Source organism: Micromonospora sp. R77 (assembly GCF_022747945.1).
Lineage (GTDB): Bacteria > Actinomycetota > Actinomycetes > Mycobacteriales > Micromonosporaceae > Micromonospora.
Window position 1 is genome coordinate 153,824 of record NZ_JALDST010000001.1, and the last position, 13,543, is coordinate 167,366.

At 70.6% G+C, this 13,543-nt stretch carries 16 protein-coding genes; 9 read left to right on the forward strand and 7 right to left on the reverse strand.

The window, feature by feature from the left end:
• Positions 1-61: 61 nt before the first annotated feature.
• A complete protein-coding gene (locus MRQ36_RS00805) occupies positions 62-1,213 on the reverse strand; it encodes an MFS transporter (RefSeq protein ID WP_242791482.1) in 1,152 nt (383 codons plus the stop codon).
• Between the two features lie 225 nt (positions 1,214-1,438).
• On the opposite strand from MRQ36_RS00805, the gene MRQ36_RS00810 reads away from it, so the two are divergent.
• From MRQ36_RS00810 to MRQ36_RS00820, 3 genes are all read left to right on the forward strand, one after another.
• The gene (locus tag MRQ36_RS00810) at positions 1,439-1,759 is read left to right on the forward strand and encodes a PadR family transcriptional regulator (RefSeq protein ID WP_242800784.1); all 321 of its coding nucleotides are present in this window, start codon (positions 1,439-1,441) and stop codon (positions 1,757-1,759) included.
• Positions 1,760-1,790: 31 nt separating this feature from the next.
• Positions 1,791-2,855 (forward strand): hypothetical protein, encoded by a 1,065-nt coding sequence (locus MRQ36_RS00815; protein ID WP_242791483.1) that lies wholly within the window; start codon positions 1,791-1,793, stop codon positions 2,853-2,855.
• A gap of 261 nt (positions 2,856-3,116) precedes the next feature.
• The gene (locus tag MRQ36_RS00820) at positions 3,117-4,241 is read left to right on the forward strand and encodes an AAA family ATPase (protein ID WP_242791484.1); all 1,125 of its coding nucleotides are present in this window, start codon (positions 3,117-3,119) and stop codon (positions 4,239-4,241) included.
• A 196-nt stretch (positions 4,242-4,437) separates the two neighbouring features.
• On the opposite strand, the gene MRQ36_RS00825 is transcribed toward MRQ36_RS00820, so the two are convergent.
• Entirely contained in the window at positions 4,438-4,797 is a 360-nt protein-coding gene (locus tag MRQ36_RS00825) for a hypothetical protein (RefSeq protein WP_242791485.1), read from the reverse strand.
• A gap of 175 nt (positions 4,798-4,972) precedes the next feature.
• Positions 4,973-5,167, reverse strand: a complete 195-nt coding sequence (locus tag MRQ36_RS00830; protein ID WP_242791494.1) for a DUF6204 family protein — start codon at positions 5,165-5,167, stop codon at positions 4,973-4,975.
• A 1-nt stretch (position 5,168) separates the two neighbouring features.
• On the opposite strand from MRQ36_RS00830, the gene MRQ36_RS00835 reads away from it, so the two are divergent.
• Positions 5,169-5,351, forward strand: a complete 183-nt coding sequence (locus MRQ36_RS00835; RefSeq protein ID WP_242791496.1) for a hypothetical protein — start codon at positions 5,169-5,171, stop codon at positions 5,349-5,351.
• A 1-nt stretch (position 5,352) separates the two neighbouring features.
• On the opposite strand, the gene MRQ36_RS00840 is transcribed toward MRQ36_RS00835, so the two are convergent.
• A complete protein-coding gene (locus MRQ36_RS00840) occupies positions 5,353-5,910 on the reverse strand; it encodes a dihydrofolate reductase family protein (RefSeq protein WP_242791498.1) in 558 nt (185 codons plus the stop codon).
• A 79-nt stretch (positions 5,911-5,989) separates the two neighbouring features.
• Here MRQ36_RS00840 and MRQ36_RS00845 point away from each other — a divergent pair, with 79 nt between their 5' ends.
• The 5 genes from MRQ36_RS00845 to MRQ36_RS00865 all read left to right on the forward strand — a co-directional run bounded on the left by MRQ36_RS00845 (position 5,990) and on the right by MRQ36_RS00865 (position 9,910).
• The gene (locus tag MRQ36_RS00845; RefSeq protein WP_242791500.1) at positions 5,990-6,436 is read left to right on the forward strand and encodes a VOC family protein; all 447 of its coding nucleotides are present in this window, start codon (positions 5,990-5,992) and stop codon (positions 6,434-6,436) included.
• Positions 6,437-6,589: 153 nt separating this feature from the next.
• Positions 6,590-7,444, forward strand: coding sequence for a sulfotransferase (locus tag MRQ36_RS00850; RefSeq protein ID WP_242791502.1), 855 nt, complete (start codon positions 6,590-6,592; stop codon positions 7,442-7,444).
• Positions 7,445-7,522: 78 nt separating this feature from the next.
• Positions 7,523-8,338, forward strand: a complete 816-nt coding sequence (locus MRQ36_RS00855) for an ABC transporter ATP-binding protein (RefSeq protein WP_242791504.1) — start codon at positions 7,523-7,525, stop codon at positions 8,336-8,338.
• 9 nt (positions 8,339-8,347) lie between these two features.
• The gene (locus MRQ36_RS00860) at positions 8,348-9,109 is read left to right on the forward strand and encodes an ABC transporter permease (RefSeq protein ID WP_242791506.1); all 762 of its coding nucleotides are present in this window, start codon (positions 8,348-8,350) and stop codon (positions 9,107-9,109) included.
• Between the two features lie 30 nt (positions 9,110-9,139).
• Positions 9,140-9,910, forward strand: a complete 771-nt coding sequence (locus MRQ36_RS00865; RefSeq protein WP_242791508.1) for a MerR family transcriptional regulator — start codon at positions 9,140-9,142, stop codon at positions 9,908-9,910.
• A gap of 106 nt (positions 9,911-10,016) precedes the next feature.
• Here the strand turns inward: MRQ36_RS00865 and MRQ36_RS00870 are convergent, their stop codons facing one another.
• From MRQ36_RS00870 to MRQ36_RS00880, 3 genes are read right to left on the reverse strand one after another with little or no spacing between them, the layout of a single operon-like run.
• The gene (locus MRQ36_RS00870; RefSeq protein ID WP_242791510.1) at positions 10,017-11,099 is read right to left on the reverse strand and encodes a hypothetical protein; all 1,083 of its coding nucleotides are present in this window, start codon (positions 11,097-11,099) and stop codon (positions 10,017-10,019) included.
• Positions 11,096-11,662: an RNA polymerase sigma factor gene (locus MRQ36_RS00875; protein WP_242791512.1), complete on the reverse strand. Its 567-nt coding sequence runs from the start codon at positions 11,660-11,662 to the stop codon at positions 11,096-11,098. Before MRQ36_RS00875 ends, MRQ36_RS00870 begins: the two co-directional genes overlap by 4 nt.
• Positions 11,663-11,722: 60 nt before the next feature.
• On the reverse strand, positions 11,723-13,540 hold the full coding sequence (locus MRQ36_RS00880) for an acyl-CoA dehydrogenase (protein WP_242791514.1): 1,818 nt from the start codon (positions 13,538-13,540) through the stop codon (positions 11,723-11,725).
• Between the last annotated feature and the right edge of the window lie 3 nt (positions 13,541-13,543).

Below are 13,543 nucleotides of genomic sequence, written 5' to 3' on the forward strand. Positions count from 1 at the left end.
CGCACCGAACAGCAGGCGGGCCGATGTCACCATCGGCCCGCCAACACCGGTCCGGCCTTTCTCAAACGCTGCTGTACACCTTCTCCGCGGGCCGGCTGGCGGCCCGGCGGCGGGAACCGAGGGCGAAGGCGACCCCGCCCAGCCCGGCCGCCGCCCCGCAGAGGCAGAACGTCGCCCGATAGCCGAAGTGCTCGACGGCCACGCCGGCCAGGATCCCGGAGACCAGCAGGCCGGCTGTGGACGCGTTGGCGAAGAGCGTGGTGGCGCGGCCGGTCGCCGGGGCGAGGAGGTCCTGGAAGTAGCGGATGCCGGCCGCCCCGACGATCGCGATCCCCACGCCCCGGAAGACCTGCCCGATCACGAGCATCAGCATGGTCGAGGACACGGCCGTCAGGGCGTAGAGGCAGACGAAGGAGCAGAAGCCGCCGAGGATCAGGGCCCGCTGGCTGACCCGCGCCGGAACGACGGCCAACCCCAGGGTGACCACCACCTCCACCGCCGCGCACACACTGAACAGCACCCCGACCGACGCCGGCTGTTGATGCAGGGCACGCGTGACGAACAACGGCAGCGCCACACCGCCCGCGAACATCGCGGCGAAGAACAGGGTGACGCTGGCGGTGAGCAGGACGGGGATGCTTCCCGGCGACGTGCTCGCACCCGCGACGGGCCGGGGCCGCGGCACGACGAGAACGGTCAGCGCAGAGGCCAGGAACACCGCGGCGGCCGTCCACATCAGCCCTGAATAGCCGCCCCGGGACAGCACGAGCGCGCCCAGCAACGGCCCGACGGCCCACGCCAGGGACCAGGCCGAGCGCAGCAGCGGCGCGGAACGCTGCCCGGCCGCGCCCTCGCCCAGCACGGAGCGGGCCAGGGCGAACAGTTGCGGAAAGGCCGCTCCCACCGCCCCGAGCACCGTCGCCGCCATCAGGAGCAACACCGGGAAGCTCGAGACCTTCGGCAGCAGCAGATAGCCCGCCGAGCCCGACAGGATCACGGCTGTCGCGTACGTCCGCGCGGGTCGGCGGTCGAACAAGCGGCCCAGCCACCAGCCGATGGCGATGCCGCCGATGGCGACCACCGAGGCCCACACACCGATCTGCAGCGGCGTCAGACCCACCACATCGGCGCCGAAGAGCACGATGTAGGAATTGACCATCGAGTCCGCGATGCCGAGCAGGAGGACGGCGGCGGAGAGCGCGAGAAAGGGCACCTGGTCTTCGTACCGGTCGGAACTCTCCGGCGACACCGGTTAACCGTGTCACCGCCGACGGATCTTGCTGTCGTCGAGGTCGGTCGCCACCGACTTCAGGTCGCGGTAGTCGGCGCTCCGCCCGCAGGTCCACGGGAATGGTCAGGGATCCCTGGCCCACCGGGCGAACGCGCCCGAGCATGGACAATGGATTGATCAGCAATATATGTTGCTCCGGTGAGTGAGATGCGTGAGGCCACCTTTCTGATCCTGACTGCGCTGGCCGACGAGCCGCGTCACGGTTACGGGATCATCCAGGAGGTCGGTGTCCTGTCCGGCGGCCGCGTCACCCTGCTGCCGGGAACCCTTTACGCCGCCCTGGACCGGCAGGTCGCGCAGGGCCTGGTCGAGTTCAGCCACGAGCAGGTCGTCGACGGCCGGCTGCGCCGCTACTACCGGCTACGCGCCGACGGGCGCGCCGAGCTCGTGCGCCAGACGGAGCGGCTGCGCCAGCTGACGTCCGCCGCCGAATCCCGGCTGCACACCCTACGGCCCAAGCTCGCCTGACCCCCGACCGTCGTAGCTCCTGGGAGAATCCGTGCACCGCTGGCTGCTGCTGTCCTATCCGCGCGACTACCGCCGCGAGCGCGGCGCCGAAATCCTCGAGACGGTGCAGGACGTCGCACCCACCAGCCGACGTGCGCGGGTGGCCGCGAATCTCGTACGCCACGGTCTGCGCGCCCGCCTCGGACGACCGGCGAGTCGCTCCGTGGTCGTCTGGGCATCGATCTTCGCGGTGGTCTGCGGTCTCTTCGCCGCATCCTTCGCCACCTGGCTCACCTGGGTCGACTCCCGCCCGCTCGACCACGACGAACTGGCCGGCGCGGTCGGCCACCTCTATCCGGACCAGCAGGTGAGCCACCTGGACAGGGACGACCCACCCTCCGCGTTCACCATCTACGGGCAGCCGCTGAGCTGGAGCTCCGCCTCCGACCTGCTGTTGGGTGACGGCGGGGAGTATTCGCTGGCCGTGCTCGGCGCGTCCTTCGAGCAGCTGCCCGCCGGCCGTCCGCTCGTCCTCGCCGAGCTCCGGCAGCGGCTCCAGGCCGCCGGCTGGGACGACACCGAGCCGGTCTACTCGAACGCGTACGACTGCATTCCCGACGACCCGCGATGCGACCCTGCCTCGATACCCGCCGACATCACGGTGTACGCGAAACGTGGCGACAACGTCCTCGAAGTACACATCAACGCCGACAACACGACCCCGGTGATGGACTTCGCCATGACCCGGTCGACCCCTTCGAGCTCGTCTCCCGCCGGTGTCGTCGCCTTCGTGCTGGGCGCGTCGAGCGGCTGGTGCCTGTTCGGCTGGGCCAGCCGACGCACGGAAGGGGGGCATCCGGCGGCCCAGGGAACGGCGAAGTTCCTGTACGGCTTCGCGATGTTCCTGTGGTGGGCACCGATCCTGCTGAGCGCGCCGCAGCTGCTCTCCCACCAGCTGAGCGAGCCGCACGTCCGCTGGCATCCACTCTGGGAGTGGCTCGGTCAACCCGTCATGTCGCTGCCGTTCCTGCTCGGCTGCCTCATGCTGACCCTCGCGCTGGGCCTCGCCGCGCTGCCGCACCGGCAGCCGGCCGATCGGACGCTCGCACACGGCTGAGACATCTCGGACCGGGGCGCCCGCAGTTCGAGGCCAACCACCGGCACGCCCGCGGCGCGGCGGTTGCGTGCCAACCGGTGACGGGGACAACGGGTTTGCACAGGCAGCGGGCTGAGAGTTCGACTGCCCACCATTCCCGTGACCCGTACGACGGCCTGCTTGGCGCCGGCGTGCGCGTCTCCGTCGACACCCAGGCCTGTGACGAGGTGCGGCTCTCCTGCCGTCCGTCCCACCGACGCCGCGCCGGAAAAGTGGTTGCTGGTGGGTGCGGCGGTGGGCGATGCTCCGGCTGTGCCGGCTCTCCTTCCCGTGCTGTGGTTGTGTGGCCCCTCGGGCGTCGGCAAGTCGACCATCGCGTGGGAGCTGTTCACCGGGCTGCCTGGATCCGGCCACGTCGACATCGACCAGGTGGGCATGTGCTTCCCGGAGCTTCCCTCCGACCCCGGCCGCACCGTGCTGGAGGGGCGCATCCTCGGCCGGGTGGTGGCGAATTTCGCGGCGGCGGGTGCCGGCTGCCTCATCGTCTCGGGATACGTGGACTCCCGTCGGGGCGTGCATACCGGGTACTTGAGGCAGGCCGTGCTCACCGTGCTCCGGATGCGTTGCGACCAGCCGGAGCTGCGCCGACGCCTGGAGATCCGGGCCCGCCCTGGAGAACGGCGGGAATCCGCGCTACGGGAGGCGGAGCTTCTGGATCGCAGCTCGCCTGCGTATCGGGTCCTGGACACCACCGGGCGCACCGCCGTCGAGGTGCTCGAAGCCGTCCGCGCTCGATGGCCGAAGCATCCCGCCCGACAGCCAGGTCCCTGGCCGGACCCCCCGCGAACGCCCGGTGAGATCCTCTGGCTGTGCGGTGCGACCGCGGTCGGGAAGTCGACGATCGGGTGGGAGGTGGCTGAACGGTCGCGGCGCGCGGGACACATCACCGGGTTCGTCGACCTGCAGCAGATCGGCTTCCTCGACCCGGCGCTCGGGCACGATGCCGGCAATCACCGGCTCAAGGCGGCGAATCTCGCCGCCGTCTGGGCCGAGTTCCATCGGCACGGGGCCCGGCGACTGGTGGTGGTCGGCCAGGTAGCGGACCACAGCCAGGTCCGTCGCTATCTCGAGGCGCTTCCCGCCGCCACCGTGATGCTGTACCGACTGCACGCGGGCCCGGAGCAGTTGGGCGAGCGCATCCGGCACCGCGGGCTGGGCGGCGGCCCACCCATCGCCGGTGACGAACTGCGTGGCCGACCCCCTGTCGTGCTGGCTCAGGCGCGCGAAGCTGCCGTCGCACAAGCGGCGGCGTTGGACCGCGCCGACATCGGTGACCTTCGCATCGACACCGACGGCCGTTCCGCCCAGGACATCGCTCAGGAGATCATCACGCGTACCGGTTGGTGATCGACACCAGTTCGGAGACTTCGGCCGGTCGGATCGATCGAGGTTCGTCGGCTGGTGTCCGGCCCGCTTCGGCCACGGCGAGGAGGCGCCGGCGGCGCCATGCGAAGGGCTGCCACCCTGCCACGCCAAGACGGGGGATCAAGGCGGGGGCCCGGCAAGGGTCTGCGGGTGGCAGGGCCGGTCACGGCGAGCCGCATCACTCGCGCCGCTCGTCCGCCTCATCGCCCATCACCCCGACGGGCACCATCAGCAACGACCCGATCGCCATGCAGAGCAGGAAGGGAACCATCGGCAGGCCGGCTCCGACCGAGGGCCGCCAGACGAGCATGATGCCCGCCACCGCGCACAGCCCCAGGAGCGCCACACCCGCCGTGGCCAACAGCGGAGCGCGTACGCCTCGGGCCACCGGCCCGCGACCCCATCGGCCGCCGACGGCTGAGCCCAGCACCAGCAGGCCGCAGAACGTGATGCCGAACCACGTCCCGGCCCCGGTCCCGGCAGTCATCAGGATCAGGACACCGACACCCACCGCCGCAGCGGACAGGAAGAACAGCAACCTCCGCACGATCCATCCTTCCCCGCGTCGGACCGGGACCACGTCGATCGATCCGACCAAGGGTCGCCGCGCGGCGCAACCGGAGGCGCACGGCTCGGAGCAGGGCGACGCGTTCGAGGTCGACGACCTGTGGGCCGCCGTCGACCCGGCGGCCGGCGAGGGCTGGTCGGCCGTGTCACCGCCGACGGACCTTGATGCTGTCGAGGTCCGTCGCCACCGACTTCAGGTCGCGGTGGTCGGCGCCGAGTCCCCGGACGGCGGCCGCAGCGAGTGCCTCCGCCTTGCCGATGACGACTGCTTCCCCGTCCTCCGCGGTCGCTGGGACCAGCCAGCGGAAGGTGAACGCGACCAGGGATCGCTCGTAGGTCACGGTGCCCTACTACGGCTCTGGCACTGAGATGATCGCCCAACGGGAGATTCGCGACGCCGCCTGGGACTGGTTGAGCATTCCGCGCAATGCCGACGGGATCAGGACGTACGTCGACCGCTGGACGGCGAGGATGGCGGCCTTGTCGACGATCGAGGGTGGACGGCCGTTCCGCGACGACCCGTGATTCAGCGCACGCGGCGGTAGTGCATGGCCACCGCGCCGTTGCGGAGCGGCTCCGCCGAGAGCAGCTCGAGCCGGCGCGTGCCGGGCAGCCCGTCCTGGTACAGCGTCGGGCCGTGGCCGGCGATCCGGGGATGGACGAGCAACCTGTACTCGTCGATCAGGTCCAGCCGGTCGAGCTCGGTCGCGAGCTTGCCGCTTCCGAGAAGGACTCCGGCCGGGGTCGCGTCCTTGAGCTTCTGCACGCCCTCGCGCAGATCGCCGGCAATGTGGTGGCTGTTGGCCCACGGGAAGTCCGTGCGCGTCGACGACACCACGTACTTGGGTTTGGCCTCCAGCTTGACCGCCCACTCGCGCATCGCCGCCGGTGCCTCCACATCGCCGCGGGCGACGGCCGGCCAGTAGCTCTCCATCATCTCGTAGGTGACGCGGCCCCACAGCATCGCCCCGCCCTCGTCCATGAGACGGGTGAAGAACGCGTGTGTCTCGTCGTCCACGATCCCCTCCTGGTGGTCGACGCAACCGTCCAGGGTGAGGTTGAGGCTGAAGATGAGCGGTCCCATGGCCGGCGAGTCTAACGCCACCACGGCGTCGGCCAGGGGATCCTCGCATCAGCGAGACCCGACCATGGGGGCACGGTTCATGTCATACGTACGGCGCTTCGACCACGTCGGCATCACGGTCGCCGATCTCGATGTCGTGACCGCCTTCTTCGTGGCGCTCGGCCTGGAGGTCGAGGGGAGGATGTTCGTCGAGGGCGAGTTCCTGGAGACGGTCTGCGGCATTCCCGACTCGCGTACCGAGATCGTCATGCTGACGTCGCCCGACGGTGGCGCCCGCCTGGAACTCGCGCGCTTCGTGCGGCCCGACTCCGTGCCCGGCTCGCCGACCGCGATGGCCAACGAACTGGGCTTGCGCAACGTGTCCTTCGAGGTCAGCGACCTGCGGGCCGCGGTCGACTGGGCAGCGAGCGAGGGCTACGGACTGGTCGGCGGTATCGGCGAGTACGAGGGCGCCTGGCGGATGGCGTACGTGCGGGGGCCGGAAGGAATCATCGTCTCGCTGGCCGAACGCGTCGGGACGCCGTGACGGGGACAAATGGATTGCCCGAGAGTCCGGCGGAGAGTTTGACTGCTCGCCATGCCTTCCCCCTCACCGGTCTTCGTCGCGGGTACGGGTCGTTCGGGAACGTCACGGATCGCCGACATCATCGGTGAACATCCGCTGATCCATCGGATTCCCATGGAGACCCGGTTCCTCATCGACCCTGGTGGACTGCGGGACCTGGCCGACGCGCTCACCGATCGGTACGACCCCACCGTCGGCGAGGACGCCCTGCACCGGCTGGGTGACTTCCTCACCGTACGAGTGCCCGGCCGACGCGACGATCGCGGCAAGACCGTTCCCGAGCTGGTCGGCGCGCAGCGCTACCGGGACGCCGTACACCGGCTCTGGCCGCAGTTGGTCGCGTGCACGTTCGACGAGCCCGCCTCCCCGGAGGGTTTCGGCGACGCCGACCGGCCTGCCGGGCCGTTCGCGCCGCCGAGCCGCCGACGGGTACTGCCCAGGTACTTCAGTGACCGGGCCGAACTGATCGCCATCCTGCGCGGGCTGATCGACACCCTGTTCGGCGGAGCGGCGGCCGACGCGGGCAAGCCGACCTGGTGCGAGAAGACACCGTTCAACCTGCTGTACATGGACTTCCTCTGGGAACTGGTCCCCGGAGCGACCATCGTGCACATCACGCGTCACCCGGTCTCGGTGCTCGCCTCCCACCTGGCCCAGCCATGGGCACCACCCACCGTCGACGGCGCGCTCGCCTACCTCACGCCGATCTACCACCGCTGGCTCACCTGGAAGAACACGGTCGACCTGACGGACAGGCGATACGTCGAGGTGAAAGCGGAAGACCTCGCCGCCGACTGGCCCGGGCAGCGCCGCGCCCTATTCGAACGGCTCGGCGTCGACGACGTCGCCACCCCGTCGACGTTCCAGGCGCACAAGCTGGCGAACCGCAGCGACCAGTTCGACGCCGAGATCCGCCAGGTCATCGAAGCAGCGCTCGGCGACATCATCCCGGCCATGGGATACGCGTGACGGCTCTGGCGTCATCCCTCTCCTCGGCTTGACCTTGACGCAGCGTCAACCCTGCATGCTGGCGCCATGAATCCCCGGATGACATCCGAGCAGGCCACCGAGCCTGCGATCCAGGTACGCGGCCTGGAGAAGTCGTACCAGGAACTGCACGTGCTGCGCGGGGTGGACCTCGACGTGGCCCGGGGCAGCATCTTCGCCCTGCTCGGCTCGAACGGCGCGGGCAAGACCACGCTGGTGCGCATCCTGTCGACGCTGCTCAGGGCGGACGCGGGAACAGCCGGCGTCAACGGCTTCGACGTGGCCGGGCAGGCACCGCAGGTGCGTGAGTCGATCAGCCTGACCGGGCAGTTCGCGGCCGTCGACGAGGTCCTCACCGGTCGGGAGAACCTGGTGCTGATGGCGAGGCTGCGGCACCTGAGGAATGCTGGTCGCATCGCGGACGACCTGCTGGGCCGCTTCTCCCTGACCGACGCGGCGACCCGGCGGGTGTCGACGTACTCCGGTGGCATGCGCCGCCGTCTCGACATCGCGATGAGCCTGATCGGGAACCCGCCGGTGATCTTCCTCGACGAGCCGACGACCGGGCTCGACCCGCAGGCGCGTCTCGAGGTGTGGCAGGCCGTCCGGGAGCTGGCCGGGCAGGGTACGACGGTGCTGCTCACCACGCAGTACCTCGACGAGGCCGAACAGCTCGCCGACCGGATCGCGATCCTGCACCACGGGCGCATCATCGCCAACGGCACCCTTTCCGAACTCAAGCAGCTCCTTCCGCCCGCCAAGGTCGAGTACGTCGAGAAGCAACCGACGCTCGAGGACGTCTTCCTCGCCATCGTCGGTGACGAAAGCACCGACACCGACGCCGGCTCCGCCAACCTCTCCACCACGAACAACTGAGGACTCTCGATGACCAAGCACTTCTTCGGCGACACCGCCGTCCTGCTGGGGCGGTCCCTGCGCCACATCAGCCGCAGCCCGGACACCATCATCACGACCGCCATCATGCCGATCGCCTTCCTGCTGCTGTTCGTCTACGTCTTCGGCGGCGCGATCCGGACCGGGTCCGACAGGTACGTGAACTACCTGCTGCCGGGCATCCTGCTCATCACCGTCGCCTCGGGCATCTCCTACACCGCGTACCGGCTCTTCCTCGACATGAAGGGCGGCATCTTCGAGCGGTTCCAGTCCATGCCGATCGCCCGTTCGTCCGTGCTGTGGGCGCACGTGCTGACCTCGCTGGTCGCCAATCTGATCTCACTCGTGGTGGTGGTGCTGGTCGCCCTGGCCATGGGCTTCCGCTCGGGCGCCGGCGTGCTGGACTGGCTCGCGGTCACCGGGGTCATGGTGCTGTTCACGCTGGCCCTGACCTGGCTCGCCGTCATCCCGGGCCTGACCGCGAAGTCCGTCGACGGCGCGAGCGCGTTCTCCTACCCGCTCATCTTCCTGCCGTTCGTCAGCTCCGCCTTCGTACCGACGGAGAGCATGCCCGGCCCGGTACGCGCCTTCGCCGAGAATCAGCCGGTGACCTCCATCGTCGACACCATCCGCAAGCTGTTCGCTCAGCAGCAGGTCGGGGACGATGTCTGGATCGCCCTCGCCTGGTGTGCCGGCCTGCTCGTCGTGGCGTACGGCGTCGCCATGGCCGTCTACCGGAGGAAGATCAGTTGACGACGGTCCTTCTCGGTGGAGGCTGAGGGCATGCTGACGATCGGACGGCTGGCGGCCTACGCCGGGGTGACCATTCGCGCGGTGCGGCACTACCACCAGATCGGGCTGCTCCGGGAGCCGGAGCGCGACGCCTCCGGCTACCGGACGTACGACGCCGCCGCCGTCGTGCGGCTCGTCCGGATCCGAACCCTGGCCGAGGCCGGTGTCCCGCTGGCCCGGGTCCGCGAGCTGCTCGACGCCGAGCCCGAGACGTTCGCCGCCGCGACCGCCGAGATCGACCAACGGTTGCGGACGCAGATCCGTACCCTGCAGGAGCACCGGCGGCGGATCGCGCGCCTGGGATGCGGCGACTCCCTGGCCGTCCCGCCGGAGGTGGCCGACTATCTGGACCGGCTACGGGCGATCGGAGCGTCCCCGGCCGCCGTCGAGTCGGAGCGGGACGCCTGGATCCTCATGGCGGCGCGCTGGCCGGAGGCGATCCCGGAGATGATGGTCCAGAAGGTGGCTCAGCTGTCCAACCCGAAGGTGGTCCGGCTCTATCAGCTCATCGACCGGATCGCCGAGAACTGGGCGGACGAGGAGCTGCTGGCCGAGACGGCCGACCTGATGAGTGAGCTGTTCGCGCAGGCGGAGGCCGCCGGGGAGCTGACCGGGCAGGACGATGTCACGCCCGACGAGGCGTTCATCCGCCTGATGGACTCGTTCGCCGATGCCGCCCATCCTGCCGTCGCCCGGCTGCGGGAGCTGGTCGCGGAACGCGGGTGGGTCGGCTGGACCCGGGTGGAGAAGCGCCGGCCGTGAGGCGGCGGTACGGCTCTTCGCCGTGCGACGCGGGGCAGGACGTCGGGCGCTGAGCATCCGTTGATCCCCAGCGCCCGACTGACCGGTCCCCCGCGATCCGTGGCGGCTACTCGCAGCCCAGGGCCTGCTCGTAGCCGGTCGGTGACTTCCCGTCGGCCACCATGTCGGCGTACTCCCAGAACACCTCCGGCCAGTCGCCGGCGTCGTTCATCTGGTGCAGCACCTTCCACCGGTGGCTGCTGCGCAACGCGTCCGCGGCCCGCTGTACGGCGGCGGCGTCACCGGCCTTGCGGGCGCGCAGCCATTCGCTGATCCACCCGCAGCCGACGCGGCTGGTGACCTTGGCGCCGAACTGGTAGGCGTCGTTGGTGCCGAGATCCGCCAGTGCCGCGGGGTCGAAGCCGGGCGGGAGCGGCACGTCGGCCAGGACCTTGGCCGCCTGCTCGCTCACCCGCTCGGGTGTGACGATCTCCGCCGGGAGCGCGGCCAGCCAGGTACGGGCGTCGACGCGGACCACGTGGGCGAGCAGCTGATCGAACTCGCTCCGCGTCCAGCCGAGGCTGCTGCGCAGTTCGACGAAGGAGCCGTCGCGGGGCCGGAGCATGACGGCGAAGTCGCCCGCCCGGTAGCGGAACAGGTCTGCGGGCCAGCGGTCCACCTGTACCCGTTCCGGCCTGCTGACGTCGAGTCGGTCCCGGTGGTAGCTGTCGTACTGGTCGGCGGGGTACCAGTTCATCTCCACCTCCCGTTCGCCGTTCCGGAAGGCGATGGTGCCCGTCTTCTCGGCGAAGCCGTAGACGGTGGTCGCCTTCCAACCGGGCTGGTCGATCAGCAGCCGCGGGTTCTCCTCGGCCGCCTTGAGCACCATCGCCGAGTACCCGACCGGCCCCTTCGCTCCGGAGGTGATCCCCGGGATCACCGGCTGCCGTTCGGGCTGACGGCCGTCGAGGACGGAGACGGCCAGGACACCGGCGAGGACCGCGGCCGCCACGCCGCCCGCGGCGAGGGCGCTCAACACGCCGCGGCGCGCCCGCAGGGGCCCGGGCGGCAGTTCGGCGACGGGTTCGAGGGTCGACAGGGACACGATCTCCTCCAGGAGGTGCTGCGCGGCCCCGTCGAAGCGCCCGATGACGTCGGGTCGGTACGGGTCGGCATCCCGGATCATCCGGTCGAGGTGCTCGTCCGTCATCTGCCCTCCTCCGAGGTGCGTACGGCCATGACGCCCAGTACATGTCCGGGTGGACCGTCGCCGTCACCGATGAGATTCCGCAGCCGGGCCCGGGCGCGGGACAACCGGGTACGGACCGCGGCCGGGTTCACCTGCAGTACCTCGGCGACCTCGCGCGGCTCCAGCCTCTCCCAGAAGGTCAGCATCAACACCTCCCGGTCCAGCTCCCCCAACTGGGCCAGCGCGGCCCGCACGGTGAGCCGTTCGGGCACCTCGCTGCCCGGGTCGACGGCAGCGGCCATCCCCAGCCGTTGGCGCAACCGGTCGCCCAGCCGTTCCCGGCGCGCTCCGCCGCGGTGGTGGTTGGCCAGCACGCGCCGGGCCACGCCGTACAGCCACAGCCGGGCTTCGGCCTCCGGCGGCATGTCCCGGCTGCGCCGCCAGGCGACGAGGAAGGTCTCCGCGACCACGTCGGCGGCGTCTTCGGGCTGCGCGACGCGCCGCGTGGCGTACGCCAGCAGCGGTGCGAAGTTGACCGCGTAGACGCGTCGGAAGCGGTCCTCGTGCTCGGTCCCGGAGCTCACGTCCAATCCATGTCCGGTCGAGCACTCGTCGTGACAGGCCCGCCGGAAAATCCTCGACGGTCAGAACCAGCCCTCCCGGGTGTCCAGGGTGGTCCGGTCCAGGCTCTCCAGCAGGTCGAACTGAGGTCCCGTGCGGGGCAGCTCGTAGCGGAAGAAGTAGCGCGCCGCCTGCCGCTTCCCCGCCAGGAACTCCCCCTCCGCCCCCTCCGGCGCTCCCATCGCCTCCACGGCGAGCAGCTGCTCCAGCCACATCCAGGCGATCACCACATGTCCGACCGCCTCCAGATAGAGCGAGGCGTTCGCCAAGGCCAGTTCCGGGTCGCCGCTGCCCCAGAGCCGGCGGGTCACCACGCCGATCCGGTCCACCGCGGCCCCGAGGTGCCCGGCCAGCTCGGCGGCCTCCCCGTCGGCCTTCCAGGCCCGGGTGACCGTCGCGCCGATCGTCTCCAGCAGCAGCGCCAACCCCGCGCCACCCTGCATGGTCACCTTGCGGCCGAGCAGGTCGAGGGCCTGGATGCCGTGGGTGCCCTCGTGGATGGGGTTGAGCCGGTTGTCCCGCCAGTGCTGCTCGACGTCGTAGTCGCGGGTGTAGCCGTAGCCGCCGTGCACCTGGATGGCCAGGTCGTTGGCGGCCAGGCACCACTGTGAGGGCCAGCTCTTGGCGATCGGGGTGAGCATGTCCAGCAGCAGGTGGGCCCGCTCGCGGTCGGCCTCGGCCGGGGCGGTCCGCTCCTCGTCGAGCAGCCGGCCGCAGTAGAGGACCAGGGCGAGCGCGCCCTCCACGTAGCTCTTCTGGGCCAGCAGCATCCGGCGTACGTCGGGGTGGGCGACGATCGGCACCTGCGGCGCGGTCGGGTCCTTGTCGGCGACCGGGCGGCCCTGGGGGCGCTGGCGGGCGTACGCGACGGACTTGAGGTAGCCGGTGTAGCCGAGGGCGGTCGCGCCGGCGCCCACCCCGATCCGGGCCTCGTTCATCATGTGGAACATCTGCGCGAGCCCCTGGTGCGGCTGGCCGACCAGGTAGCCGACCGCCCCGGCCCGCCCGTCCGGCCGGTGCACGCCCTCGCCGAAGTTGAGCAGGGTGTTGGTGGTGCCCCGGTAGCCCATCTTGTGGTTGAGGCCGACCAGCACCACGTCGTTGCGCGGACCGGGCTGACCGTTGTCGTCGAGCAGCACCTTGGGCACGATGAACAGCGAGATGCCCTTCACCCCGGGCGGTCCCCCGGGGATCCGGGCGAGGACGAGGTGGACGATGTTCTCGGCCAGCTCGTGGTCGCCGCCGGAGATCCACATCTTGGTGCCGGTCAGCCGGTAGGTCCCGTCCTCCTGCGGCTCGGCGCGGGTGGTGATGTCGGCGAGCGAGCTGCCGGCCTGCGGCTCGGAGAGGCACATGGTGCCGAAGAAGCGACCCTCGACCATCGGCCGGACCCAGGTGTCGACCTGCTCGGCGCTGCCGTGGGTGAGCAGCAGGTTGGCGTTGCCGAGGGTGAGGAACGGGTAGGCGGCGGTGCTGACGTTGGCGGCCTGGAACCAGGCGAAGCACGCCGCGGCGACCACGTGCGGCAGCTGCATCCCGCCGACCGTCCCGTCCATGGTCGCGGCCAGCAGCCCGGTCTCGGCGAAGACGTCGAGGGCGGCCTTGACCTGCGGAATGGTGTGCACGCGGCGGCCGTCGAAGGTGGGCTCGGCGAGGTCGGCGGCCCGGTTGTGGGTGGCGAAGTGCTCGGCCGCCACCCGCGCGGCCAGGTCGAGCACGTCGTCGAAGGTCTCGCGGGAGTGCTCGGCATAGCGGGGGCGCTCGGTCAGCCGGGTCACGTCCAGCCAGTCGTGGAGCAGGAACGCCAGGTCCCGACGGGACAGCAGGGTGGACGACGACACGGG